The 24,072-nt window shown below is 32.8% G+C and carries 20 protein-coding genes, 1 tRNA gene and 2 pseudogenes; 11 read left to right on the top strand and 12 right to left on the bottom strand.

What is annotated here, in order from left to right; genetic code table 11:
• Window positions 1-14: 14 nt before the first annotated feature.
• The 8 genes from ruvA to J3D55_RS05085 form a co-directional block, all read right to left on the bottom strand.
• Window positions 15-599: a Holliday junction branch migration protein RuvA gene (ruvA, locus tag J3D55_RS05115; protein ID WP_259128649.1), complete on the bottom strand. Its 585-nt coding sequence runs from the start codon at window positions 597-599 to the stop codon at window positions 15-17.
• Between the two features lie 323 nt (window positions 600-922).
• Window positions 923-1,852 (bottom strand): nuclear transport factor 2 family protein, encoded by a 930-nt coding sequence (locus J3D55_RS05110; protein ID WP_259128642.1) that lies wholly within the window; start codon window positions 1,850-1,852, stop codon window positions 923-925.
• A gap of 10 nt (window positions 1,853-1,862) precedes the next feature.
• Window positions 1,863-2,180: an antibiotic biosynthesis monooxygenase family protein gene (locus tag J3D55_RS22485; protein ID WP_374759464.1), complete on the bottom strand. Its 318-nt coding sequence runs from the start codon at window positions 2,178-2,180 to the stop codon at window positions 1,863-1,865.
• A gap of 287 nt (window positions 2,181-2,467) precedes the next feature.
• Window positions 2,468-3,115, bottom strand: coding sequence for an HAD family hydrolase (locus J3D55_RS05100; RefSeq protein WP_259128640.1), 648 nt, complete (start codon window positions 3,113-3,115; stop codon window positions 2,468-2,470).
• A 103-nt stretch (window positions 3,116-3,218) separates the two neighbouring features.
• Window positions 3,219-3,416 carry a bacteriocin-like protein gene (locus tag J3D55_RS22660; protein WP_445432964.1) on the bottom strand — a complete coding sequence of 66 codons (198 nt, stop codon included), beginning with the start codon at window positions 3,414-3,416 and terminating at the stop codon, window positions 3,219-3,221.
• A gap of 275 nt (window positions 3,417-3,691) precedes the next feature.
• A complete protein-coding gene (locus J3D55_RS05095) occupies window positions 3,692-5,983 on the bottom strand; it encodes an NADP-dependent malic enzyme (protein WP_259128639.1) in 2,292 nt (763 codons plus the stop codon).
• A gap of 20 nt (window positions 5,984-6,003) precedes the next feature.
• Window positions 6,004-6,855 carry an ATPase gene (locus J3D55_RS05090; protein ID WP_259128634.1) on the bottom strand — a complete coding sequence of 284 codons (852 nt, stop codon included), beginning with the start codon at window positions 6,853-6,855 and terminating at the stop codon, window positions 6,004-6,006.
• 191 nt (window positions 6,856-7,046) lie between these two features.
• Window positions 7,047-7,310, bottom strand: a complete 264-nt coding sequence (locus J3D55_RS05085) for a hypothetical protein (RefSeq protein WP_259128632.1) — start codon at window positions 7,308-7,310, stop codon at window positions 7,047-7,049.
• Window positions 7,311-7,542: 232 nt separating this feature from the next.
• Here J3D55_RS05085 and J3D55_RS05080 point away from each other — a divergent pair, with 232 nt between their 5' ends.
• The 4 genes and pseudogenes from J3D55_RS05080 to J3D55_RS05060 all read left to right on the top strand — a co-directional run bounded on the left by J3D55_RS05080 (window position 7,543) and on the right by J3D55_RS05060 (window position 11,272).
• A complete protein-coding gene (locus J3D55_RS05080) occupies window positions 7,543-8,001 on the top strand; it encodes a GtrA family protein (RefSeq protein ID WP_259128631.1) in 459 nt (152 codons plus the stop codon).
• A 6-nt stretch (window positions 8,002-8,007) separates the two neighbouring features.
• Complete coding sequence (locus tag J3D55_RS05075) at window positions 8,008-8,736, top strand: lysophospholipid acyltransferase family protein (RefSeq protein WP_259128629.1); 729 nt, start codon at window positions 8,008-8,010, stop codon at window positions 8,734-8,736.
• Between the two features lie 41 nt (window positions 8,737-8,777).
• Complete coding sequence (locus J3D55_RS05070; protein WP_259128628.1) at window positions 8,778-10,223, top strand: sugar MFS transporter; 1,446 nt, start codon at window positions 8,778-8,780, stop codon at window positions 10,221-10,223.
• 85 nt (window positions 10,224-10,308) lie between these two features.
• Window positions 10,309-11,272 (top strand): annotated as a pseudogene (locus J3D55_RS05060) (DUF3810 domain-containing protein).
• Window positions 11,273-11,667: 395 nt separating this feature from the next.
• Here J3D55_RS05060 and J3D55_RS05055 read toward each other — a convergent pair.
• Both J3D55_RS05055 and J3D55_RS05050 read right to left on the bottom strand, forming a co-directional pair.
• Window positions 11,668-13,386, bottom strand: a complete 1,719-nt coding sequence (locus J3D55_RS05055) for a CocE/NonD family hydrolase (protein WP_259128625.1) — start codon at window positions 13,384-13,386, stop codon at window positions 11,668-11,670.
• Between the two features lie 64 nt (window positions 13,387-13,450).
• A complete protein-coding gene (locus J3D55_RS05050; protein ID WP_259128623.1) occupies window positions 13,451-13,801 on the bottom strand; it encodes a helix-turn-helix domain-containing protein in 351 nt (116 codons plus the stop codon).
• Between the two features lie 170 nt (window positions 13,802-13,971).
• Between J3D55_RS05050 and J3D55_RS05045 the strand changes: the two genes are divergently transcribed.
• The 7 genes and pseudogenes from J3D55_RS05045 (at window position 13,972) to J3D55_RS05015 (ending at window position 22,303) form a co-directional block, all read left to right on the top strand.
• Window positions 13,972-14,304 (top strand): bacteriocin-like protein, encoded by a 333-nt coding sequence (locus J3D55_RS05045; RefSeq protein ID WP_259128619.1) that lies wholly within the window; start codon window positions 13,972-13,974, stop codon window positions 14,302-14,304.
• 138 nt (window positions 14,305-14,442) lie between these two features.
• On the top strand, window positions 14,443-15,540 hold the full coding sequence (locus J3D55_RS05040) for a TlpA disulfide reductase family protein (RefSeq protein ID WP_259128618.1): 1,098 nt from the start codon (window positions 14,443-14,445) through the stop codon (window positions 15,538-15,540).
• 282 nt (window positions 15,541-15,822) lie between these two features.
• The gene (locus J3D55_RS05035; protein ID WP_259128617.1) at window positions 15,823-16,629 is read left to right on the top strand and encodes a GLPGLI family protein; all 807 of its coding nucleotides are present in this window, start codon (window positions 15,823-15,825) and stop codon (window positions 16,627-16,629) included.
• 276 nt (window positions 16,630-16,905) lie between these two features.
• On the top strand, window positions 16,906-18,411 hold the full coding sequence (locus J3D55_RS05030) for a thioredoxin domain-containing protein (RefSeq protein ID WP_259128614.1): 1,506 nt from the start codon (window positions 16,906-16,908) through the stop codon (window positions 18,409-18,411).
• A 106-nt stretch (window positions 18,412-18,517) separates the two neighbouring features.
• Window positions 18,518-18,718, top strand: a complete 201-nt coding sequence (locus tag J3D55_RS05025) for a bacteriocin-like protein (RefSeq protein ID WP_259128613.1) — start codon at window positions 18,518-18,520, stop codon at window positions 18,716-18,718.
• A 78-nt stretch (window positions 18,719-18,796) separates the two neighbouring features.
• Window positions 18,797-20,990, top strand: a pseudogene (locus J3D55_RS05020) (peptidase domain-containing ABC transporter).
• 11 nt (window positions 20,991-21,001) lie between these two features.
• A complete protein-coding gene (locus J3D55_RS05015) occupies window positions 21,002-22,303 on the top strand; it encodes an HlyD family secretion protein (RefSeq protein WP_259128612.1) in 1,302 nt (433 codons plus the stop codon).
• A 328-nt stretch (window positions 22,304-22,631) separates the two neighbouring features.
• On the opposite strand, the gene J3D55_RS05010 is transcribed toward J3D55_RS05015, so the two are convergent.
• A tRNA-Met gene (locus J3D55_RS05010) sits at window positions 22,632-22,705 on the bottom strand.
• A gap of 44 nt (window positions 22,706-22,749) precedes the next feature.
• Window positions 22,750-24,036: a TlpA family protein disulfide reductase gene (locus J3D55_RS05005; protein ID WP_259128610.1), complete on the bottom strand. Its 1,287-nt coding sequence runs from the start codon at window positions 24,034-24,036 to the stop codon at window positions 22,750-22,752.
• Window positions 24,037-24,072 lie beyond the last annotated feature (36 nt).

The raw sequence follows: 24,072 nt of genomic DNA, 5'->3' as shown, positions 1-24,072 counted from the left end.
TTTGCCACCAAATGTTAAATGTTTTTTAAAATTTGTTTTACCAACTCTTCAATCGAAACGTCGGGATTTTGTTTTATTATTTTATCTGCAAGCTTCTCGCTCATTCGCTTTGGAATGCCCAAAACTTCTAATGCAGATAACGCTTCATCCTTAATTTTATTATTTACAAATGTAGAAATATTTTCGTCCGGATTACTGAATTTCTGCACTTTATCCTTAAGATCTACGATAATTCTTTCGGCGGTTTTTACCCCGAGTCCTTTCGCTTTTTGAATGAGAGCACTGTTCTTGGAAAGTATCGCCGAAGCAATCTCTTCCAGACTTAAAGTGGATAATAAAATAAGCGCCGAAACAGCTCCTACTCCATTAACGCTTATTAACAGATTGAACATCTCTTTTTCCGAACGAGTGTTAAAACCAAAAAGCAAATGCGCATCTTCTCTGATGATCTGCTGAATAAAAAGTACGGTTTCTTTGTGTAAAGTAAGTGTCTGCGAAGTCATCAAACTAATACCTACATAGTAACCAACTCCTTGTACGTTGATCACTGCGTAGGTAGGCGTAAGTTCCTGAACAATGCCTTGTAGTGAAAATATCATTATTAATTTTTAAAACTCCCAAATATAGCAAATTAAACTAATTAATGTTTTCATTTCACGCGCGAATGATTTTTAACTTAATTTTTGTTGAAGGTTTTAAAGATTTGATATAAAAGCAAAAGACTCCAAAATTGGGAGCCTTTTTTGAAATTATTTAGGGTAGAAATTATTTAATTAAAATCTGCCGGCTATTGCATTTATTTTTTGTCTTTTTTCGGAGTTTCAATGGCTATCTGCATGAGCAAGATGTTGACCAATAAAAATCAAACAAATTATATTTTTCATAAGCTTGGTTTTTCATTATAAATTCAATTTAAAAATGATTACTTCAGTTGATTTTGGATATCGTCTGTATTAGAAACCACTACCATCTCAATAATTTTTCCAGCTTTATTGAATAAAAAATGAGCTCCTTCTTTTGCTTCGACTCTTTTGGTTTGCGACTTATTATCTGCATTCGAAATCCCTATCATTGTATATGCCAAAGCACCTCTATTACCTTCTACTACGTTTCTTTCAAGATGAAATGTAAGATCCGGTAATATTGTGGTATACTTATTTAATCCTTCTTTTACGGCTTGCTTTCCGGCACCTATTTTCCCGTTCCAGTTTACTTTTACGTTGTTGTCTAAGAGTGCATCAAGCGCATTCCAGTCTCTGCTATTAAAATTTTGAACATAACTTTCGATTGCCTTCTTCAGTAGTTTCTTGTTTTTTACATCAGATTTTGCAATTGGCAACATAGAAACGGTTTCGTATTCATTAACGTTTTCATCGCCTTTTATTTGTTTTACCAAGTGATCTAATTGTGTGATGGTAAGAAGTTCCTTCATTTTTGCTTCATCATCCATTGTGAAAAATTCAGCAGCATATACATTAATTTTCTTTCCACCAGGAGGAATTGCTCCATAAGGACCATCCTGAGTTCCTTGCATAATGTATAATAAACCTACATTATTTTCATCTACAATAATTATTCTGTCCTTTAATTTAAGTGTTGGAAATGGCGTATGAAAACGTTTAATTCTCGCCACAAATTTATCTCTACCAATTACGATGGCATTATTGGAGTTTACATAGATCTTATCATTTACTAAAGGTCCGTTTTTATCAAAATCTCCGGTACTGAAGTTCTGATGGAAATTGGTGGCATTCACCCTTACTTTTTCAGAATATTTTGTATCTGTGTTCTGTGCATTTATACTTGCAAAACATGTTGCAAATAGTGTAATAGTTGTAATAATTTTTTTCATAATCTGTATTTTATTTTTCAAATCCGTAGTCTCTTTCTACCAATGCTATACGAATGCGTAGAGACTTAAACCATTCGTTTCGTCCCATTTTCTGAGCTTCTTTGTGTAATGAATTGTTGTACCAGTTGGAAATAGACTCTTTATCTTTCCAATAACAAACGGTAATACCCATATCTGTTCTTACTGATTCAATCCCTAGGAAGCCAGGCATGGTTTTAGATAGTTCTATCATCTGTTTAGCCATAAGATAATATTCTTCACTTCCTTCCTGTAAAGTTGTAATAAAAATTACCGCATAGTAAGGCGGTTCTGGAGTTTTTGCGATCATAAATTGTGTTTTTTTAGTTATTAACCTGAACTTAGGTTTATGATAAATTTAAAAAAATATTTTGAATTTGAAAAATTACACTGAGTTTGGATTTAGAACAGTAATGGAATTTTTTTAATTAAAAAGTAATAATTGTGTGCACGAGCATGATGCTCGCGCAAGCGTAAGGTTATTTGTATAAGGAAAATATCTGCAACAGCATGCAAATTATATTAATAACAAAAGGCTAGAAAGTTGGTAGCCTTTCGTTTTATTACTATTTAATAATTATTCCGTTAAAATATTTCTTAAGCAATTTCGATGTTAGAATAATCATTAATCACCTGAAAACAACCGTTGTCCATTAATTCTTCCTCTGAATGCGTCGTAGTAATTCCGATTACTTTCAAACCGGCATCTTTTGCAGCTTTTATTCCACCCATAGAATCTTCTATTGCGATGGCATTTTTAACATCAACTTGTAGCTTTTCGATAGATTTTAGAAAAATTTCAGGATTAGGTTTTCCTTTGATCACTTCAAGTCCGCCCGTAATTTCATTGAAATAATTTCTGATATTCAATCCATTTAAAATAAAATCAATACTCGCAGGAATTCCCATTGTCGCCAATCCGGTTTTGATATTTTTTTGATTCAATTTCTGAAGAAAAGCTGTCAATCCATTTATCTCTTTAATATCGGGTCGGTATAGATTCTGATAAGCTTCTTCTTTTTTTATTCCCAATTCATATAATCTTTCTTTTGATACATCGTTTCCGAAAAAACGAATGATCATTTCATCCAGTGTTCCATGATTTTGGGGAGCGAAAGTTTCCACATCTAAATCGATTCCGTACTCTTTCAAAAATACGATCCATGAATCCTCATGATAGCGGATGTTGTCTACAAGAGTTCCATCCATATCGAAGATAATCGCTTTTTCATTTAACCTCATCATTATTATTATTTTTGATTCTCAAATATAACAAATTGACCTTTTATAACAAATAAAAACCCATCCGAATGGACAGGTTCTGTAATTTTTAATATAAATAAATAGTCTAAGGATTTATATCCAAACACATGCTTATATGGCATGCACCATTTACACACATTGGCGTACAACCACTTACCAAACACAATTGCCCTTGAGTCCTAAGACAATAATACCCGCCATCAGGAGACTGTATAGGCTGACTTTGTCCCGCTCCTGTTATTTGTCTCAAATTCTCTCTTGAAAGTTTTTTAATGTTTTTCATAGTAAAATATATTTTTTAGTACTTCTCAAATGTATTTATTTTCTTATAAAGTTACTCTCTGTTTAAAAAATCTATTCCCAAAAAAACTATTTTTCGCCTTCCTTTTTAATTAAAAAAACCAATATTTATGGGCATTTTAGAAGATTTTAAAATTTTCAATTCACCTGTCCTAATATCACAATTTTGTGATATTAGGACGGATTTATCTATAATAAAAAAGCAGTACACTAAAATTTTGTGTACTGCTTTTTACTTAAAAGATCAAATCTTTATTATTATTTTTCTTTTTTCTCTCTTCTCTGAGCATCCAAAACAGCAATTGTTGCCAAGTTTACGATCTCATCAACGCTTGAACGCATCTGTAAAACATGAACAGGCTGCTTTAATCCCATCAAGATTGGTCCGATAACCTGTGCGACTTTCATTCCTCTGATAATTTTGTAGGAAAGGTTTGCACTTTCAAGATTCGGGAAAATGAAGGTATTTGCAGGAGTTGTTCCTAATTTTGAGAAAGGATAATCGCTCAAATGATCTGCATTCATCGCAAAGTCAGGTTGAATTTCTCCATCTACAACCATTTTCGGATATTTCTCATGAAGAATGCTTACTGCTTTTGCTACTTTTTTGGAAGTATCAGAAATAGCAGCGAAGTTCTCAAATCCTAACATCGCAATTCTCGGTTCGATCGCGAAAGATTTTACGGTAAATTCTGCCATTTTAGCAATATTTACCAAATCTTCAGCTGTCGGGTTTTGGTTAATAGATGTATCTGCGAAGAAAATAGGTTTCTTTTCAGACAAGATCATCATCATTGCCGCCACTTTATCAACGCCTTTATCTTTTTCGATAATTTCTAAAACAGGTCTTAGCACAGAACCGTAATTTTTAGAGAAACCAACAATTAATCCGTCCGTATCACCATGTCTCAACATCAATGGTCCGAAATAATCTCTCTGGCGAACATATCTTTTCGCTTTGTACTCGTTCATTCCTTTTCTCTGACGAAGTTTCCAAAGTGTTTCTCTGTATCTTTTTCTGTTTTCTTTCTGGTCGTCATCACTCGGATCGATAATCGGAATATCCAAATCGATTCCGAAATGCTCCATCTGTTCTTTGATGTACTTTTTGTTTCCTAACAAACTTGGATACGCAATTCCTTCTTCATACAAAATCTGAGCAGCCTTCAATACATTATATTCTTCAGCATTTCCTAAAGTGATTCTCTTAGGATTTGCTTTTGCACGGCTCTGCATCATTCTTACCAACTTCTCGTCTCTTCCCATTCTGTCGAGAAGGCTGTTTTCGTATTCGTCAAAATCGGCGATCGTTTTTCTTGCAATTCCACTCTCAATTGCAGCTTTTGCCACTGCACTTGAAACTTTAGTAATTAATCTGTTATCAAACGGTTTCGGAATGAAATATTCTCTACCGAATTGTAAATTCTGAACATTATAAGCTAAAATTACCGCTTCAGGAACCGGTTCTTTCGCCAAATCAGCGATGGCATGAACAGCAGCCAATTTCATTTCTTCATTAATACCTTTTGCCTGAACATCCAATGCACCACGGAAAATATACGGGAAACCAAGAACGTTGTTCACCTGATTAGGATAATCACTTCTTCCTGTTGCCATGATCACATCTTTACGTGTTTCCAACGCAAGATCATAAGCAATTTCCGGATCCGGATTTGCCAATGCGAAAACAATAGGATTTTCTTTCATGCTTAACAACATTTCCGGAGTCATCACATTTCCTTTAGACAAACCGATGAAAACATCAGAACCTTTTACGGCATCTTCTAAAGTTTCAATATCGGTCTGAGCAATGAAATCGATCTTTTCCGGGGTAAGGTTTTCTCTTTTATTATTGATAACCCCTTTACTGTCGCACATTAAAACATTTTCTCTCTTTAAACCTAAAGAAATATACAAGTTGGTACAAGCAATTGCCGCAGCTCCCGCTCCATTAACTACCATTTTAACTTCTCCGATATTTTTGTTTGCAATCTGCAAAGAGTTGATTAATGCTGCTGCAGAAATAATCGCTGTTCCGTGTTGATCATCGTGCATTAAAGGAATATCTAATTCCTCTTTTAGTTTTTGTTCGATATAGAATGCTTCGGGAGCTTTAATATCTTCAAGGTTGATTCCCCCGAAAGTCGGCGCAATACCTTTTACAATATCGATAAATTTATCCGGATCTTTTTCGTTGATCTCAATATCAAAAACGTTGATGTCTGCAAATATTTTGAACAAAAGACCTTTTCCTTCCATTACCGGCTTTGAAGCTTCTGCACCGATATCTCCTAATCCAAGAACTGCTGTACCGTTAGAAATAACGGCTACCAGATTTCCTTTTCCTGTATAATCATATACTGTTTCCGGCTTTTCATAGATCTCCATACAAGGAACTGCAACCCCCGGAGAATACGCCAAAGACAAATCTCTCTGAGATGAGTGTGGTTTTGAAGGGATAACTTCGATCTTTCCTTTAGGTTCGGCTTTATGGTAATCTAACGCGGCCTGATTAAAGTTCTTTTCGTCGCGGTGGGTTTTGTTTGACATATAAAATTTTGTTTTTTTATTTATAGTATATATTTAATGTGGTAATTAACAAGACTTTCGATTGGTTTTTGTACAATCTGTCCCACATTAAGGTTAAGTTCTGCCGCTGCAGAACGTAGAATATCTTCGTAATAATAAGCAATAGAACCGATAAAATTGATCTCGGCATCTTTTGATTCTTCGTAAGGAAGAACCTGATAATCGAAAAAGTTGATCATTTCTTCGAAAACCATTTTCTTTAAGTATGGATGATCCTTTCTTTCTACCACAAATTTATTGAAATTCGCAAGATAGGCATTCGGTCTTGTCGTATGATACATGTTTTTCAATGCTTCATCGATCGTTAAATGATAGATTTCCTCAAATTCCTGATGAAGATCTGCAGGAAGTTTCTGCATAAAAAATCTTCGTACCAATTGTTTCCCAATCGCACTTCCGCTTCCTTCGTCTCCCATAAGAAATCCTAAAGAAGGAAGTTTTATATCTATATCTTTTCCATCGAAATAACAAGAATTGGAACCCGTTCCCATGATGCATACAATGGCAGGTTTGTCCTGATAAGCGGCATAAGCTGCTGCCATCAAATCTTCTCTTACAATAATTTCGGCATCAATGAATACTTTTCCCAATTCCTCAATAATTGTATCACAGTTTTGCTGAACTCCACATCCTGAACCATAAAAATAGATTTTCTTAATGGAATTCTTAACGGATAGTAAGCTTGTATTTTTTTCAATTTCGGGAACAATAAGTTCTTTGTTGATAAAATTCGGGTTGAAACCAATAGTTTCTGTTTTCAGAAAGATCTTTTTAAAATCGTCAAGAATCACCCAATCCGACTTCGTAGAACCACTATCAACAATAGCAACCATATTTTAGATTTTAGTTTAAAGATGCTAAATTATGAATTTATCTTTTAAGATGTAAGATTATTGACATGACATATATGTTATTTCTGGCACGGAGGGTGGGTTATTTGGTATGAAATTTAAAACTGAAATAAAAAAGAGAACCAACAATCACGTCTAGCTCTCTTTTTAATAATCCTCTGCGAAATGCATCGTTAATGTTTTATCTCCGCCTTTTTATCATTGAACTGTATCAGCCAATCTTCGATCTCATTTTCAAGATAAGAGGTCTGAAGAATCATGGCATTGATAAAATCGTCAGGAACAGGTTCACCATTGGAATTCTCAAGATTCCAAAGTTCGTTGGACATATTTTCGTATTCGGAATACACCCGTTTGAAGCGTGTATTTTGTTGCTCTAGAGCTTCAATATTTTTCTGCTGAAGCTGAAATTTTCTGTATTTGTTTTGACGTTTCATACAAATATTATTAAGTGTGGTTGTAAATTTTTTTGATAGTATGCTCTAAATCAAGCATTACAAGATAGAAAAAGCCATCAACACAAACAGTTGAAAATGAATTTATTATCAGGTCGGGTCTAAATCGTTCTGAAAATTAAATTTAGAAATTATTTTGATTCAAAAAAAATATTTAACATCTTTTTTTAACTGTTTAACACAAAGTTATAAATTTGCATATCATAAAAATTGGATGAGAGATTTAATACTACGCCAGAAACAGGTTCTGTTCTTCATCATTGCGGGAGGACTGAGTGCTATTGTCGAAATTGGGAGCTTTAAGTTCTTCAGCACTTCCCTGCCTCACTTTTTCCCGCGCGAAACCAACTTCTACGGAATACATTACCCGATGAGTAATATTTTCTCGACCAGTTGCGGGATCATTACAAATTATTTCCTAAGCATCTGGTTTGTTTTCGAAAGAGGAAAACACTCCAAGAGGAAAGAATTTGCTTATTTTATGATGGTTTCTTTTATTTCAACTTTGTTAAGTCTCGGTTTCTTCCAGATTTTCTACAGTTATGTATTTAAAGATAATATTGATTTAATTATTTATACCTTAAGCCCTGAAATAACCAGCAAGATCGCTGCGATTCTACTGGTTTCCATTCTTAATTATTCTATTAAGAAAAAAGTAATTTTTAACGGATAAATAATTGTGAAGAAGATTTTAAATCATCTCTGGAGATTCTGGCTTTTGCTTTTGGCATTTGTCTTTACCATACTTTTTGGGATTCCTGTTTATATTTTATCATTTAATAAAAAGCATTATAAATATGCGTACCGATTCATCAGATGTTGGAGCTACTGCATATTTTACGGAATGGGTCTGAGGTATGAGCTAACGAAACTTTCCAGCCAAAAACTTGATAAGAATAAACAGTATGTCTTCATTTCGAATCATACTTCGATCATGGATATTATGCTGATGTGCATCTTGTGCGAAGACCATCCTATTTGTTTTGTGGGCAAAAAAGAGCTGGTAAAAATCCCTATTTTCGGTACTATATATAAAAGGATATGTGTCATGGTAGATCGTGGAAGCGCAAGAAGCCGTGCCGATGTATACCGAAGATGCGCCGAAAAAATGGAAGAAGGAAACAGCATCGTTATTTTCCCGGAAGGTGGAGTTCCGGATGATACTTCTGTTATTTTGGATGAATTTAAAGACGGCGCCTTTACCCTTTCTTCGAAACATAATTCGCCCATCGTGATCTTTACTTTTGTCGGATTAAAGGAAATTTTTCCGTTTGAAAGCTCAGAAGGTCATCCCGGTAAAGCAAAAGTTTATTTTAACGGAATTTTAAATCCTTCAGATTCTCCGAAAGACCTTAAATTGTCTTCTTTTGAGACAATAAAAAAAACATTGTTAAAACACTATAATTAATAGAAATAATATATATTTGTTTTCAGAAATTTTCAACAAATATGTCAAATTATTCTAAACAAACTAATTGGGGACAATTCATTCCGTTAGTTACTGTATTTTTCTTCTGGGGATTTGTGGCGGCAAGTAACGACATTCTAATCCCTGTTTTCAAAAAGGCATTCGACCTTACCCAAACAGAAAGTATGCTTGTACAAATCTGTTTCTATGTAGCCTATACGGTCGGATCTCTTATCTATATGGCAATTTCAAAAGGCATAAAACAAGATTTAATTAATAAAATCGGATATAAAAACGGTTTAATTATAGGTCTTCTTATTTCTGCGGCAGGAACTTTACTGTTTTATCCCGCAGCTAATATGGCTTCATTCCCATTAATGATTTCCGGTCTTTTTATTGTAGGATTAGGATTTTCATTACAGCAGATTGTTGCCAATCCTTTAGCAATTGAAGTAGGACCTTCTGAAACGGGTTCTCAGAGATTAACAATGGCAGGAGGGATCAATAATCTTGGGACGACTATCGGTCCACTTATTGTTTCTTTTGCAATTTTTGGTTCTGCAGCAGCTGCCAATAGTGATGTAAGTGTTGAAAGTGTGAAGGTTCCTTATCTTATTTTAGGAGTAGCTTTCGTTTTAGTGGCGATTATGCTTAAGTTTTCATCTCTTCCGGCTATCACTCCGACAGTTTTGGAAGACACGGATGATACAACTCCCGGAGAGCACAAAAAATCAGCTTTCCAATATCCTCAGTTGATTTTAGGGATGATTGCTATTTTTGTTTATGTAGGTGTAGAAGTTTCTACAGCAAGTAATCTGCCTGCATACATGGAAAAAAGTTTAGGTTTTCAAACTAAAGATGTAGCTCCTTACATCTCTTTATATTGGGCTTCTTTGATGATCGGTCGTTGGACAGGTGCTGTTGAAGCTTTCGACGTAAGTGCAGGATTCAAAAAAATATTGAGATTCTTAGCTCCTTATTTAGCTTTTGGAGTATTCTTATTAGTAAATGCAATTGCGAAACACGATCTTTCTCATTTCTATGTATACGGATTCATCATTATTGCAATGATTATCTGTGATATTATGAGTAAAGGTAATCCGGCTAGAATGCTGTTGATTTTCTCTGTTGCGGGTATCGCGGCTTTATTAATCGGTATGGCAACTTCAGGAATGGTTTCTGTGTATGCTTTCACAAGTGTCGGTTTATTTTGTTCTACACTTTGGCCTTGTATTTTTGCTTTGGCAATCAACGGTCTTGGAAAACACACCAATCAAGGTTCAGGATATCTTATCATGATGATTATGGGAGGTGGAATTGTAAGTTTCATCCAAGGATATATTGCAGATCTTACCAATATCCACTTTAGCTATATTGTAGGAGTTGTCTGTTTTGCTTATCTTGCTTTCTATGCAATAAGAGTAACCGGAATCTTAAAATCTCAAGGAATTGACCTTGATAAAATCACGAAAGGAAGTGGTCATTAATACAAAAATAATATATAAAAAAAGATTTTGGGCGGGTATTTTACTTGCCCTATTTCTTTTGTTTTATGTTTTCTCAAAATCTGGAATGATGATCTCATTTTTTGAGCATTTTTTTGAAATTCAGAAAACAGCGCATCAGATTATTTTCTCGTGGATTCCTTTTTCCTTTGGCGATATTCTTTATATTTTGCTGGGTATTTTTATTCTTTATTCTATTATTACCAGTTTCAAAAAGAAGAGCCGAAACAGCTCTTTATTAAGGCTTCTTATCGTTGTTAATATCTTTTATTTCAGCTATCAGATATTTTGGGGAATGCTGTATTTTCAGACGCCGATCATTAAAAAACTGTCGAGCCAGGAAGAAACCGACGGTAGAAAAAGCAAAAATTTTAGCTTTAAAATATTTAGCGAAATGTAAAGAAACACGAAAACTCGTCGCAGAAGATAAAAACGGGGTTTTCATTATTACAGATTTAGAAACCATCCAAAAAGAGATTCTTTCACAACAGGCAAAGCTTCCGAAAAACATTTCTGATAAAAAAGCTCCGGAAATCAATTCCTTTAAACCGAGTGTCTTTAAAAATGTAATGAACTTTACAGGAATTCTCGGTTACTACAATCCATTTACGGCAGAAGCTCAGTTTAATTCCCAATTGCCCAATACCTATATTCCTTTTACCTCTGCGCATGAAAGCTCGCATCAGCTTGGATTTGCAAGGGAACAGGAAGCTAATTTTGTGGGTTATTTAATCGGTATTGATTCTAAAAATCTTGAGTTACGTTACAGCACAGAATATTTTACCTTAAAAAGTTTGTTGAATTTCATTGTGAATGAAGATCAGGAATTTGTAAAATCTGTCTTGAAAAATTATTCTCCCGAAATGAAAAAAGACAGAGCTTATGAAAAAGCTTTTATCTTAAAACATCAGGGATTGCTGGATGAATTTTTTGGATTTACCAATAATCTGTTCCTGAAAAGCAATCAGCAGGAAGGCGCGATCACTTATTCTTATTTCATCGATCTCCTTCTGAATTACGAAAAGGGATAAAAAACAAAAGAATCGTATCAGGCGATACGATTCTAAAAACACAAATGATGAAAAAAAATTTATTACCTTGACTTGTTCCCTCATTCAAGGCGATGTAAAAGTACGATATATTTTAGAAATACAAAAACATTTCATCTTTTTTTTACAACTTTATGAAAACTTTAAGATTTCTTAAGTTCTCTTGAGTTCATGCAAAATTATTTTATCTGTTTTCAATTACTTCGATAGCTGATCAAAAGGCAAAGTTCTTTCAAATTAGACCACAACATCATAATAAATTAAATGATTGTTTAAATAATTGAAAACCATAATCAAAATAACCCTTACAAAATTAATCGTTGGATTTTTAGATCAACCCATTTTTAGATTAAATTTTTGTTACTAATAATTCAATATTATTTCGATTTTTCAAAAAGAGGAAATTCAATATAACTCTTATTATACAATTTAATTTCCATCGGTTCTTTCGCATCACTCATGTCTTCGGTACTCACTTCTTTTCCTGTTCCATAATTAAGTTGCCAATAAGGACTTTTCACAACTCCTATCATTACAATCAATTTACTACCCTTCTCTATTTTCTTGCTAACAAAATCATTATTAATAAAAGAAATATCTTTAATTTTTCCAGCCGTAAGAAGTGTTCTTCGTTCACTATCATTTGCATAGCTCGCTCTTGTTACATAACTTGACAATAGGAAATACTGCCCGTTTGTGGTTTCTTCATATAAACTCAGATAAAGATCTGCATCTTTTTTATTAACCGAAAAAACAATATCTCCTGAAAAACTACCGCTAAACTCCAAGCTTTTCTTAAAAGGTTCCGTTTTAAATAGTAAATTATTTTTGGTGTAAAGATTATCATCAACAATATTATACTTTAAACTTAGCAATTCATCGGCATCCGTTCTGTCTTTCAAATCGATTTTTAAAGTTGAAAAATTATTATTCCCTGTTTTTGAATTTGATAGAGATAAATTTCCTTCTTCATTATTCAAATAAAACTTCGCTTTATTTTTTTCAAAAACATCCATAGATCTTGTACTTCTCCATTCATTCGTACCCATGACCTGAAAATTGATTTTATCTTTCAAAAAAGACGGTTTCGGTTGATTTTTAAAAATATAATCAAACCATTCGAGCCAGATTTTATTTAAATCGATTGACGCAACCGGATCAATTTTATATCCTCTCAGTTCATTTTTTATAAAACCTTGTGCTCCCGAATGATCATAAGGCCCGATAATCAGATAATGCTCATTCTCTTTTTTATACTTATTATGCTCTCGAAAATAATATAAAGCACCGGATTTATCGGCATCAAAATATCCTGTTGTCGACAGAATAGGAATCGTAATTTTCGAAAAATCCTCGTGATAAGGAATCATTTTTTTCCAGTATTCATCATAATTCGGATGATCCAGCCAACGTTGAAATATATAATTTGGTTTTCCAGAAATAGAATCTAATTTACGAAAAGGCAATCCGCTTTGATACCACGTCTTGAAAACTGAGTTCCATTTTTTCTGGTCATAAAAACTTTTGGAATTTGTTGTTTTATTAAAGGTTACATAATCCAGCCATTGCAAAGAATAACAGGAGAAAATATTATTAATCATCGGGAAATTAATCGTTCCGATTCCAGTTGCGGCTTCAGGAACAATGGTTTTTAAAGCTGGATGAAGATTCTTTGTAGCCGCCCATTGACTGAATCCCAAATAACTTCCGCCGATCATTCCTACTTTCCCATTGCTCCAAGGTTGTTTGATAATCCAATCGATTACTTCATTGATGTCATTTGCTTCATGTTCGAAAGGTTCGATCGTATTTTCACTCAAATATTTCCCTCTTGAATTCAAGATAACAGCAACATAATCGTTATTAACAAAGTTTTTTACCAGATCGATATTTTTCGGATCGGGATAAATTGTATTTACTAAAACCGTATTTTCTGGAAGCTTGTTTTTATTTAAAATTAAAGTCAGAGAAAGTGTTCCATCATCTTTTGTTTTGATGATAATACTGTCCTGAATAATAAGATTTTTTTCATCTCCTTTTTGAGAAGAGCCAAAACCAAATACGAAAAGAAAAAATAGGAGAAAGCTTTTATTCATACTTAAATATAGCAACAAAAAAACATCTAAGATTTAGATGCTTAATTTTATGAGATAAAAAATGTTACTTGTTCTTGAATTCTTCAATTTCTTTCTTCAGTGATTGATTTTCTTCCTTCAAAAAATGGATGTAATCCTGTAGATTTTCTATGACAGCATTGAAAATATTCTGGTTTCCTGAGTTATCATTAAAGACAGAATTATTATGTATAAGCTCTGCAGCAATTTCACTTTTTAATTCTTGAACAGAAACACCTAATGCTTTTGCCATTTTTTCCCATTCATCGTCACGGATTTTAATCTTTCCCCTTTCTTTACGAGAGTAATTAGAAGTATCTGTAGATAATATTTTTGCAATTTTTTCCTGAGACAGACCTTTCTCCATCCGAACTTGTCTTAATTTTTCCTGAATCATCTTTATATGTGTTTTAAACAAATATATGCAAATTCTATGCAAAATATGCGCGAAAATCGCAAAAAAATTGCAAAATACTTCATACTTCCATGAAATATTTTTTTCTAATTTTAAAAAGTCAATATTGATAAGCGCTTTAACTACTCAATTTATATTTGCGCAGGTATAAATTGAAAACTGATAAGAAGCCCAAGTCAGGGATTATATGGCAAAAATTATTATTAAATTTAAAAAATAAACAAATGAAAAATTTGAAAAAACTTTCACGCAATGAATTAAAAACTTTACAAGGTGGACGACGGGCTTGTAGTGTAGCAATTCAAAATAGCAATGGTACATGGACGACTCATTATGGTTTATGTGCTTCAGTAGTAGGTTATGATGTAGGAAATGAATTTGGAGAATTAGTTACAATTGCAACCAATGGCCCACAATATTGTAACTTTGGCCAAGGCGTTACACAAGTAACCTCCAATGGAGGAGTTTCACGTTGTAACTCATAGCTTAAATAATATAAACTTTAAATATAAGAGGCTGTCTCAAAAGCCCCCTTCTCTTGGACTCCTTTCTGACAACTTTTGTCATTTAAGGAATTCTCAGAGCGTTGGTTTAACTTTTAAGACAGACTCTTTTTTTTAATTATGCGAAAAAATTTCTTATTTATTTTAGTAATTTTTTTATTACAGATTTCATGTAATGAAAAAAACTCCACATCTATAAAAGGATCGATTCCTAATTTACCCGATGGTACAATGTATATGTGGGAAGAAGGGCCGGCCAATAAAATTGACAGTTCAATAACACATAATGGTAATTTTAAAATATCACATGAATGGAATGAAAATAAAGAGCCAAATATCATTGGAATATATCACATTGATAAAAGTGGAATAAAAAGATTATTTAATTTTACTACAAATGCTAGTTATAATGGTACTCCAGGATGGAGTACAAACGTTTTTTATTCTGATACAATTATTTCTCTCAATGGAAAGTTTAAAGAAAATCTTCCAATAACAGGTTATGAGCTACTATATAATATAAAAGATGTTTCTGGTGTTGCTATAAAGGCCGGTAGACAAACAGAAGCATATTACAATATAGATGGTGATTTATTTCAGAAGATAGATGATAAAACTATCCAAACTGTACGAGATAAAATTAGTAAATATCCTTATTCGTATCATTTATTATATCAAATAATTGAAAATAAAAATAATTTCTCAGCAGAACAAGTAGCAAATTTCCTAAAATCTTTTAAGGGAGAAATTATTAATAGTAAATCTTACAAAAACCTTTTGGCTTACAATCAAAAAAGAATTCGTAATGATAAGATTCCATTATCTCAACTAGAAGATATAAAAGGAAAAAAATCTGAAATTTTTGATAAAAATTATGATAAACATCTTATTATATTTTGGGCAAGTTGGTGCGGACCTTGTAGAAAAGAAATTCCGTTATTAAAAACAATGAATAAGAAATTAAATTCCACTACTGAATTTATTTCAATATCTATTGATGATGATAAAAATGCATGGAAAAATGCTGTAAATAAAGAACAAATGAGTTGGAAGCAATTTATTTTAGATAAAAATACACCAGCTTATGAAAACTTTCAAATTAGACTTAAACTAAATAGCGCAATTCCTTACACGGTTTTAGTGGATAATAATTTAAAAATTTTAAAGTCAACTGTAGGTTTGTCTTCTGAGAAAGAAATAGAATCAATGATTAAATAACATATGAAAAAAACATTCTTCTTTATTTTAGTTTACTGTTTCTGATGACCGTTTCTCTATATTCGGCTCAGACTTATAGGTTCATCTATAATTACAAATCTATTCCCTATACATTAAGAAAAGACAATAATATAAATGAAGAAATGATTTTAGATGTTGATCATGAAAAATCTCTTTTTTTGTTACTTGAGAAGAACTTAAAAACTTTCGAGAATAGGTTTAAAAAATATATTTGACGGAAAATTATTAGTTAAATTAGTAGCATTTTCTAATTTTAAATATATGAAATTACTAGCTTTTTTTTACCTTCTTTTGCCTTCTCTGTATCTTTCTCAAGATATTAGATTCATCTATCGTTATAAATTTGTTATAGACACTTTGAAAAAAGATATTATCACAGAAGAAATTACGGTTTTAGATTATAATAATCAAAAACAACATTCAATTTTCACCGGACTTAAGCATATCATTTCTGATTCTACTATGTCCCAGGACTTCAAAAAAGGAATTATGTCATTTCCTGATGCTTCAATGAAAATAAGATATATAGTAGAGAAAAATAGTGGGAATACCGTGTATTTCTATACACCTAACCATATGCCAAATCCAGTTTTAAAAATTAAAGATGAAAGGAAAATGAAGTGGAAAATCTCCGGTGAAAAACAAAACATATTAGGATATTCTGCTCAAAAGGCAACAACTATTTTTGCGGGAAGACAATGGACAGCTTGGTTTACTACTGAGCTTCCCATTTCCGACGGACCTTATAAATTTTCTGGCTTACCCGGACTTATTCTAAAAATTTATGATAAAACAAATACCCATTATTTTGAAATTCTATCTGTGCAAAAACAAAAGTCCAATTATTATGTTTTGAATGATGACACATATAAAGAAGCAAAAGAAATTACTTTAAGTGCATATGAAAATATGCATTATAATCCTTTAGATCTATATAGAAAAAAGGCTTTCACTGGTGATATAATTTTTCGCAGCAATGAGGAAAAGCAACAATTTTTAAAAAATATAGATATTCAAATAGAAGAAAGTAAAATACACGATAATAACCCTATTGAAATAGATCATTAAACAACCTTAATATTAGCTTAAGGAAAAATTGATACTGATTTAAAAAAAATAAAAGATAAAGGGATTATATTTATAGTTGATAACAAAATCTGGGGAGAGACAAATATCAATCAATTTTGATAAAATGATAAAAAATACACAAAACTATATTCGCAATACCAATCATCTGATTGCGCTTTCAGAAGCCATAAAATACCCTTAAAAATATAAATCACGTAAAATTGAAAAAATATTTGTTTTTTTCAAACATCTCCGTATTTTAGATAAAAAATTAATATGCTATTGGACAAACTCATCAATTACCTTAAACTCGACAAGCAGGAGTTTCTTTTTCAGTTCAATTCACACCCGAATTACCCTTCAGCATTAGCTTTCAGCGATACTCTTAACTTTATGGGAGTACGAAATGATGCCTATGAATTAGACAAAGAATATTGGGATGAACTTCCCGAAGAATTCATTGCTATTGTTGATAATTCCTTCTCTTTGGTTAAGAAAACGGGAGCTCAATACTCGATATATTCAGATAAATCAAAAACTTTAAACAAAGAAGACCTTCATAAAAAGTCTACAGATTTTGTTTTACTTTTCGAAAAAGACAAGGTAGAGCAAAAAACTGTCACAAGTTACAAGCCTTTTATCTATGCAATTTTTGCTGTGGTTTTGGTATATTCTCTTTTGAATCAAGCTTGGTATGAAGCGGTATTTAATATTCTGTCATTGGCGGGAGTGTATATTTCTTTGGAAATTTTTAATCAAAAATTCGGAAATACATCTGTCGTTATCGGAAGTATTTGTGGCGATACAGCCGGAAAACAAACCGTAAATTCATGTAATAAAATTATCCATCAGGATAAAACGAGCATTCTTGGATTGAAATTTTCAGATTTCTCGTTAATTTATTTCATAGGAATTACTGTTTTAGGATTATTTTTTCCGGCGACCTCTTTTATAGTTAAAGGATTTACGTTTGCTTCGGTTATTGCAATTGGTTATTCATTATATATTCAGGGGTTTGTAGAAAAAACATTTTGTCGTGTTTGTCTTTTGATTATTTCGGTTTTAGTAGCTCAATTGGTTATCGGATTATTTCTTTTTGAAAATATTCATTTTGATATAAAAACTTCTTTGTTAAGCCTAATTTTATGGATTGGTTCTTTCTCATTAGTTCTTTATTTAAATAATACGCTTGGCGAAAAAGAAAATTTACAAAAATCAAATGCCAAAAATTTGAGGTTTAAAAGGAATTATGATCTTTTCAAAAGAGAACTTTTAGAAAACGAAAAAATAAGTTTTACCAACACTGAAACATTCTCAGTTGGAAACCAAGATGCAAGACTTCGTATTTCAATTGTTTCAAATCCATATTGTGGATTCTGTAAAGATGCACATAAAATTGTGGAAAACTTATTAAGCAAGTATCCGAACGATATTTCAGTTCAGATGAGATTCAATTATTCTCCGGATCCGCAGAATGAAAAATTCACCAATCTGATTTCTGATTTTATGTACACTTATAAAAATAAGCCTACACAAGAGTTTTTGCACCTCGTAGAATCTTGGTTTGAAACAAGAGATGAAGATAAAATCAGACAAAAAACAGGTAATGCTTCAAACAATGAAGATCTAACACCTTTGGTGGAGATGTCTGTGGAAAATAAAAGTGCAGGATTAAACTTCACCCCTATCATGTTAATAAATGGATATCAATTCCCTGACAAGTACGATCGGGAGGATATTTATTACTTTATTGATGAATTAACGGAAGATGAAGAAATTTAATCTAAAAGTCTTTTTAATTATACAAAATTCACTAATTTAGGAAAAAATTTTAGCGGATTCCGAAAAGCTATAAAAGAGTAGGAAAATCAAAACAAACTATTAATTTATGAAAAATCTAAAAAAGATTTCAAGAGAAGGTTTAAAATCTTTAAAAGGAGGAATTTCTATTGAATGCGCACAAAGACAAGCTGCATCTACAGCTTGTTATACAACAATGGATGCATGTCTGGCAGATCCAAACTCAACAAATCCTGATACCGTACTTTTATTTTGTGAACGTATTTGCAACAAATATTGCTACTCTTAAAAGTCAAAAACTTTATAACATAAAGAATAGTTGTCGTCAAACTGGCGGCAACTTGTTTTAAATATAAAACGTCAATCATTGAAATCCTTTCCTTTCTATCGCCAGCCAGATTCCAAAGACTGTGGTCCTACATGCCTTCGTATCGTAAGTAAACATTACGGTAAGAGCATTTCCTTACAACAAATTCGTAACCTTTCAGAAACAACCAGAGAAGGAAGCAGTTTACTCGGTTTGAGTGATGCTGCCGAAGATTTGGGGTTTCGCTCTTTAGGAGTTCAGATCAATTTTGAATCTCTTGCTGAAGAAGTTTCCGTTTCCTTGCGTTGTTCACTGGAACAAAAATCACTTTGTTGTTGTTTATAAAATTGACAAATCCAATACCGTTTATATCTCAGATCCTGCGTATGGCTTGATTACCTACACACGAGAAGAATTTATCAAACTTTGGATCGGTGAAAATGCCAACGAAAAAACAGAAGAAGGAATCGTTTTGATTCTGGAAACAACTCCGGCTTTCTTTCAATCCGAATTTGATGATAGTGAAAGTAAGGCCAGTTTTACTTTCTTATCAAAATATTTATTAAAGTATAAATCGCTTGTTATTCAGCTTGCGATGGGGCTTTTGGCGGGAAGTTTACTTTCGCTTATTTTCCCTTTCCTTACCCAAAGTATTGTGGATGTCGGTATTCAGAATCAGGATCTTAATTTTATTTATGTTGTTCTTCTTGCCCAAACCATGCTTTTCTGTGGAAGAATGGGAATTGAGATCATCCGAAGCTGGATTTTATTGCATCTTTCTGCGAGAATTAATATTTCCATTATTTCCGATTTCTTCATTAAACTTATGAAACTTCCTATCAGTTTCTTTGATACGAGGATGACCGGAGACATCATGCAGAGAATCAATGACCATCACAGAATCGAACAGCTTTTGACAAGTTCATCTCTGAACACCCTGTTTTCATTGGTCAATCTGATTATTTTCAGTATTGTCCTTTTATTTTATGACTACAGGCTGTTTATAGTTTATCTTATCGGAGCTGCAGCATACATCGCGTGGATCAGTTTTTTCCTTGGAAGAAGAAAAGAGCTCGATTATAAAAGATTCTCACAGGTTTCTCAAGAACAAAGTAAAGTGATAGAATTGATCAACGGAATGCAGGAAATCAAAATGCATAATGCCGAAAAGCAAAAACGTTGGGATTGGGAATTTCTACAGGTTAAATTATTCAAGTTAAGAATAAAATCACTTTCATTAGAGCAATGGCAGTCAGTTGGAGGTAATTTCATTAACCAAATGAAGGATATTCTGGTAAGTTTTCTTTCTGCAAAGCTTGTTTTGGAAGGAAATCTTACTTTGGGGATGATGCTTTCCGTTCAGTATATTATCGGTCAGCTTAACAGTCCGCTATTACAGCTTATTGATTTTATTAAACAGTTTCAGGATGCCAAAATTTCCCTTGAAAGATTGGGTGAAATTCATGATAAAGATGACGAAGAAAGCAAAGAAGAACAATACTCACATGAACTTCCTGAAAAGGATATAGAGATAGAAAATCTATCTTTCCGATATGTTGGATCAGATGCTCATGTTTTTGAAAATTTAACACTCAGTCTTCCTTATCAAAAAACAACAGCCATTGTTGGAGCCAGCGGAAGCGGAAAAACTACCCTATTGAAATTATTAATGAAGTTTTATGAACCTACTGAAGGAGAAATAAGACTCGGAAATACAAAACTTAAAAATATCTCGCCAAGATTCTGGAGAGATCATTGTGGAGTTGTGATGCAGGAAGGGTATGTTTTTAATGATACGATTGCTAATAATATTGCCGTTGGTGAAGATTATGTGGATAAACAAAAATTAAGAAGATCTGTTGAAATCGCCAATATCAAAGACTTTATTGAAGAATTACCTTTAAGTTATAACACCAAAATTGGAAATGAAGGGCTTGGAATAAGTGGCGGACAAAAGCAGAGATTATTTATCGCAAGAGCTGTTTATAAATCTCCTGACTATATTTTATTCGACGAAGCTACTTCTGCATTGGATGCCAACAATGAAAAAATCATCATGGAGAACCTCGAACAATTTTTTAAAGGCAAAACTGCCGTGGTTATCGCACACAGGCTTTCTACGGTAAAACATGCCGATAAAATTATCGTTCTGGATAAAGGAAAAGTAGTAGAAGAAGGTAATCATGCTGAATTAGTATCTTTAAAGGGAGAATACTACAGATTGGTAAAAAATCAGTTGGAATTAGGTAATTAATGAAACACAAAATGGCAGAAAAAGACGTCTTAGACAATATTGAACTACGCTCGGAAAGCGTTCAGGATATACTTACACAGCCCCCACATTGGATGATACGTTGGGGAAATACTATTATTTTTATCATTCTTCTCCTTATTTTGGGAATGAGCTACGTCATCAGATATCCTGAGTTTATCCCGGCTCCCATTATAGTAACATCTCAAAACCCACCTGAAAAACTGGAGGCGACAATTAATTCAAAAATTGAGAAAATATTGATTAAAGATCATCAACAGGTTAAAAAGAATCAGGTTTTAATGGTAATGCAATCCTCGGCAAATTATCGGGATATTTTAAAACTTAAAGAAATGGTAGATTCAATTGAATATAATCAATTATCATCATTTCCTCTTAATGAGGCTTCTCATTTTAAGCTTGGAGAATTGCAGGGTGATTATAACAATTTTGCAAAAGCATTTCAGGATGAAGCTTTATTCACGAGACTTCGCCCTTATGCACCGGAAAATTTAGCGGCAAACCAGAGCCTTTCTGAATACAGAATAAGAATTGCCACTACAAGACAGCAAAAAAATCTGGAGCAGGCAAAATATCAGCTTACGAAGAAAAACTACCGCCGTTCTCAGGAATTATACAGACAGGGAGTAATCGCTGCCGTGGAATTGGAGAATGAAAAAATAAAGTTCTTACAAGCTCAGCAAAACTTAGAAAATATCAGTATTTCTCTTTCACAAATGGATGAAGGGATTTCTAATTTGAACAAGACAAAAAGCGGAACGGCGATAAACACAGAAAAAGATAAAATTACCTACTCTTCCCAAACTTTACAATTGTTTGAACAGCTAAGAAAATCGCTGAAACAATGGGAACAAAGCTATCTGATTATTTCAAATACGGAAGGGGTTGCAAGTTTTCAGCAGTTTTTGGGCGAAAATCAGTTTATAAAAGCGGGAGATGCTATTTTGTCTATTCTTCCTAAAAACAAGGAAAAATTGGTAGGCAGAATGTCTGTACCGGCAGCCAATTCGGGTAAGATCATTCCGGGAGAAAAAGTTTTAATTAAACTGGATAATTACCGTTATCAGGAATACGGAATTGTAAAAGGAAAAGTTCAAAATATTTCGCTTTCTCCTGATAAAGACGGAAATTATTACGTAGACGTGGTTCTTCCGCAAGGATTAAAAACAAGTTATAATAAAAATCTTGTTTTTGATAAAGAGCTTAAAGGAAGCGCGGAAATCGTTACCGAAGATCTGAGATTAATTGAAAGATTCTTCTATCAAATCAGAAAATTACTAGGAGATCAAAGTTAATATCTCAATTAAATAAAGCAAAAAGCCGGAACAATATGTTTCGGCTTTTTTGTGTTGTTTGGTAAATTATTTTGAGGTTACTTAATAGACTATTTTTTGCACTAATTGAAAGAAGTAGGAGTACGAAAATTGATGTTTTATGATTATATTTCAATTGATATTCAAATGTAAAATAAAGCAGTAAGAAAATGATGTGGAAAACCGTAAAGAAGGTATAAGCTCTCTTATTATTGGAGAAGATTTTAAATAAATCATCACAATCAAATTTTTGAGTGTAGCTTAATAAAAATAAAAAAGGCTGTAAGAAATTCTTACAACCTTTTATCTGTAGCGAAGACGGGAATTGAACCCGTGACCTCAGGGTTATGAATCCTGCGCTCTAACCAACTGAGCTACCTCGCCGTTTTGGTGGTGCAAATATAGAAAATATTTACACAACACCAAAATTATTTTAGCTTAAAATATTCTAAAACATCACCAACATGCTCTGGTTTGCTGATTATCTTATTGTTAGCATCCAAAATAAAATACGTCGGAGTTGCATGAACATTGTAAGTATCTACATAACTACTATTCCATCCTCTCAATTCGGAATCATTCACCCAAGGAAAAGCAGAAATCTTCTTAGAATAAGAATCTTTATCAACATCCAAAGACAAACCTACCACCTGAATATTTTTCGCTTTCAGATCGTTGTATTTTGCCAATAATTTTGGAAGTTCTTCCTCACAGTGTGAGCAAGTAGATGACCAGAATATGATAACCTTTTTATCCGCCTTAATATCATAAAGAGACTTCGCAGTACTATTCACCGGAGATTGGAATTTATTATTCGGGAAAGCAGCTCCTATTTCAACGTTAGCATTAGATTTCAAAGTAGAAGCCAGTCTGTCGGTGATCGTACATTTAAGGTTCTTTGCAAGACCTAGATATTTATCTTTAAATTCCTGCATTTCATACACGTCAAAAATATCAATCAGTTCGGAAAGAACAGTTTGTCCACGTGGGGTTTCAACTTTTAATCTATCTAGAAGTTTATCCACAGACGCAGTCACGTTGGTATTTCCTCCTGAATTCAGATAGCTAACCAAAATTGGTCTTAGCAAAGAAGAGGTTTCCAGCATATCGTTAGACTTATCAAGAAAATTGATAACTTCATCCTGACTCACTTTTTTAGAAGCATCATTAGAAAGATATTTACTATAGTTTGTGTTATAGTAATAAATGAATGGATGCTGATTCTGATCAATACCTTCAGAACCTCCGGAAAGCCTGTTTATTTCTGTTTTTAACGCTTTTCCAAAGTCTGTGTTTTCTTTGTAATATTCTTTGATCTGAGCCAAAGCAGGAAGTATTAATTCTTTCTTTTGAGATCCTTCCTGAAGCTTGCTCATTATATTATTAGCTTCATCCAAATAAACGATGTCTTTAACCTTGTTTGTCTGCGTTTCAAGCTTAACATTCACATTTTTATTTTCAGAAATAAAATTGAAGGTATTATTTGAATTCGGGAAATAGACTTTCATCATTCCCATATAATTTTTCGGATACTTGAAAGTCCAAACATTATTTTTACTCTGTTCTTTTGAGACAATAATATCCTTAGAACCATTTAAAGTATATAAAATTGCGTCTTGTTCTTTAAAATCAGCAGGAGCCTGAATAGTGACTGTAAACTGAGCCTGTAATGAAAATGCAGCTAATAAAGCTGATATTGTGTATATCTTTTTCATATCGTAAAAATAAAAAAACTCTCTGAGTAATCAGAG

The organism is Chryseobacterium ginsenosidimutans, assembly GCF_024807225.1.
In the GTDB taxonomy this organism is placed as follows: Bacteria; Bacteroidota; Bacteroidia; order Flavobacteriales; family Weeksellaceae; genus Chryseobacterium; species Chryseobacterium ginsenosidimutans.
This window is presented reverse-complemented; position numbering and strand designations above follow the sequence as displayed.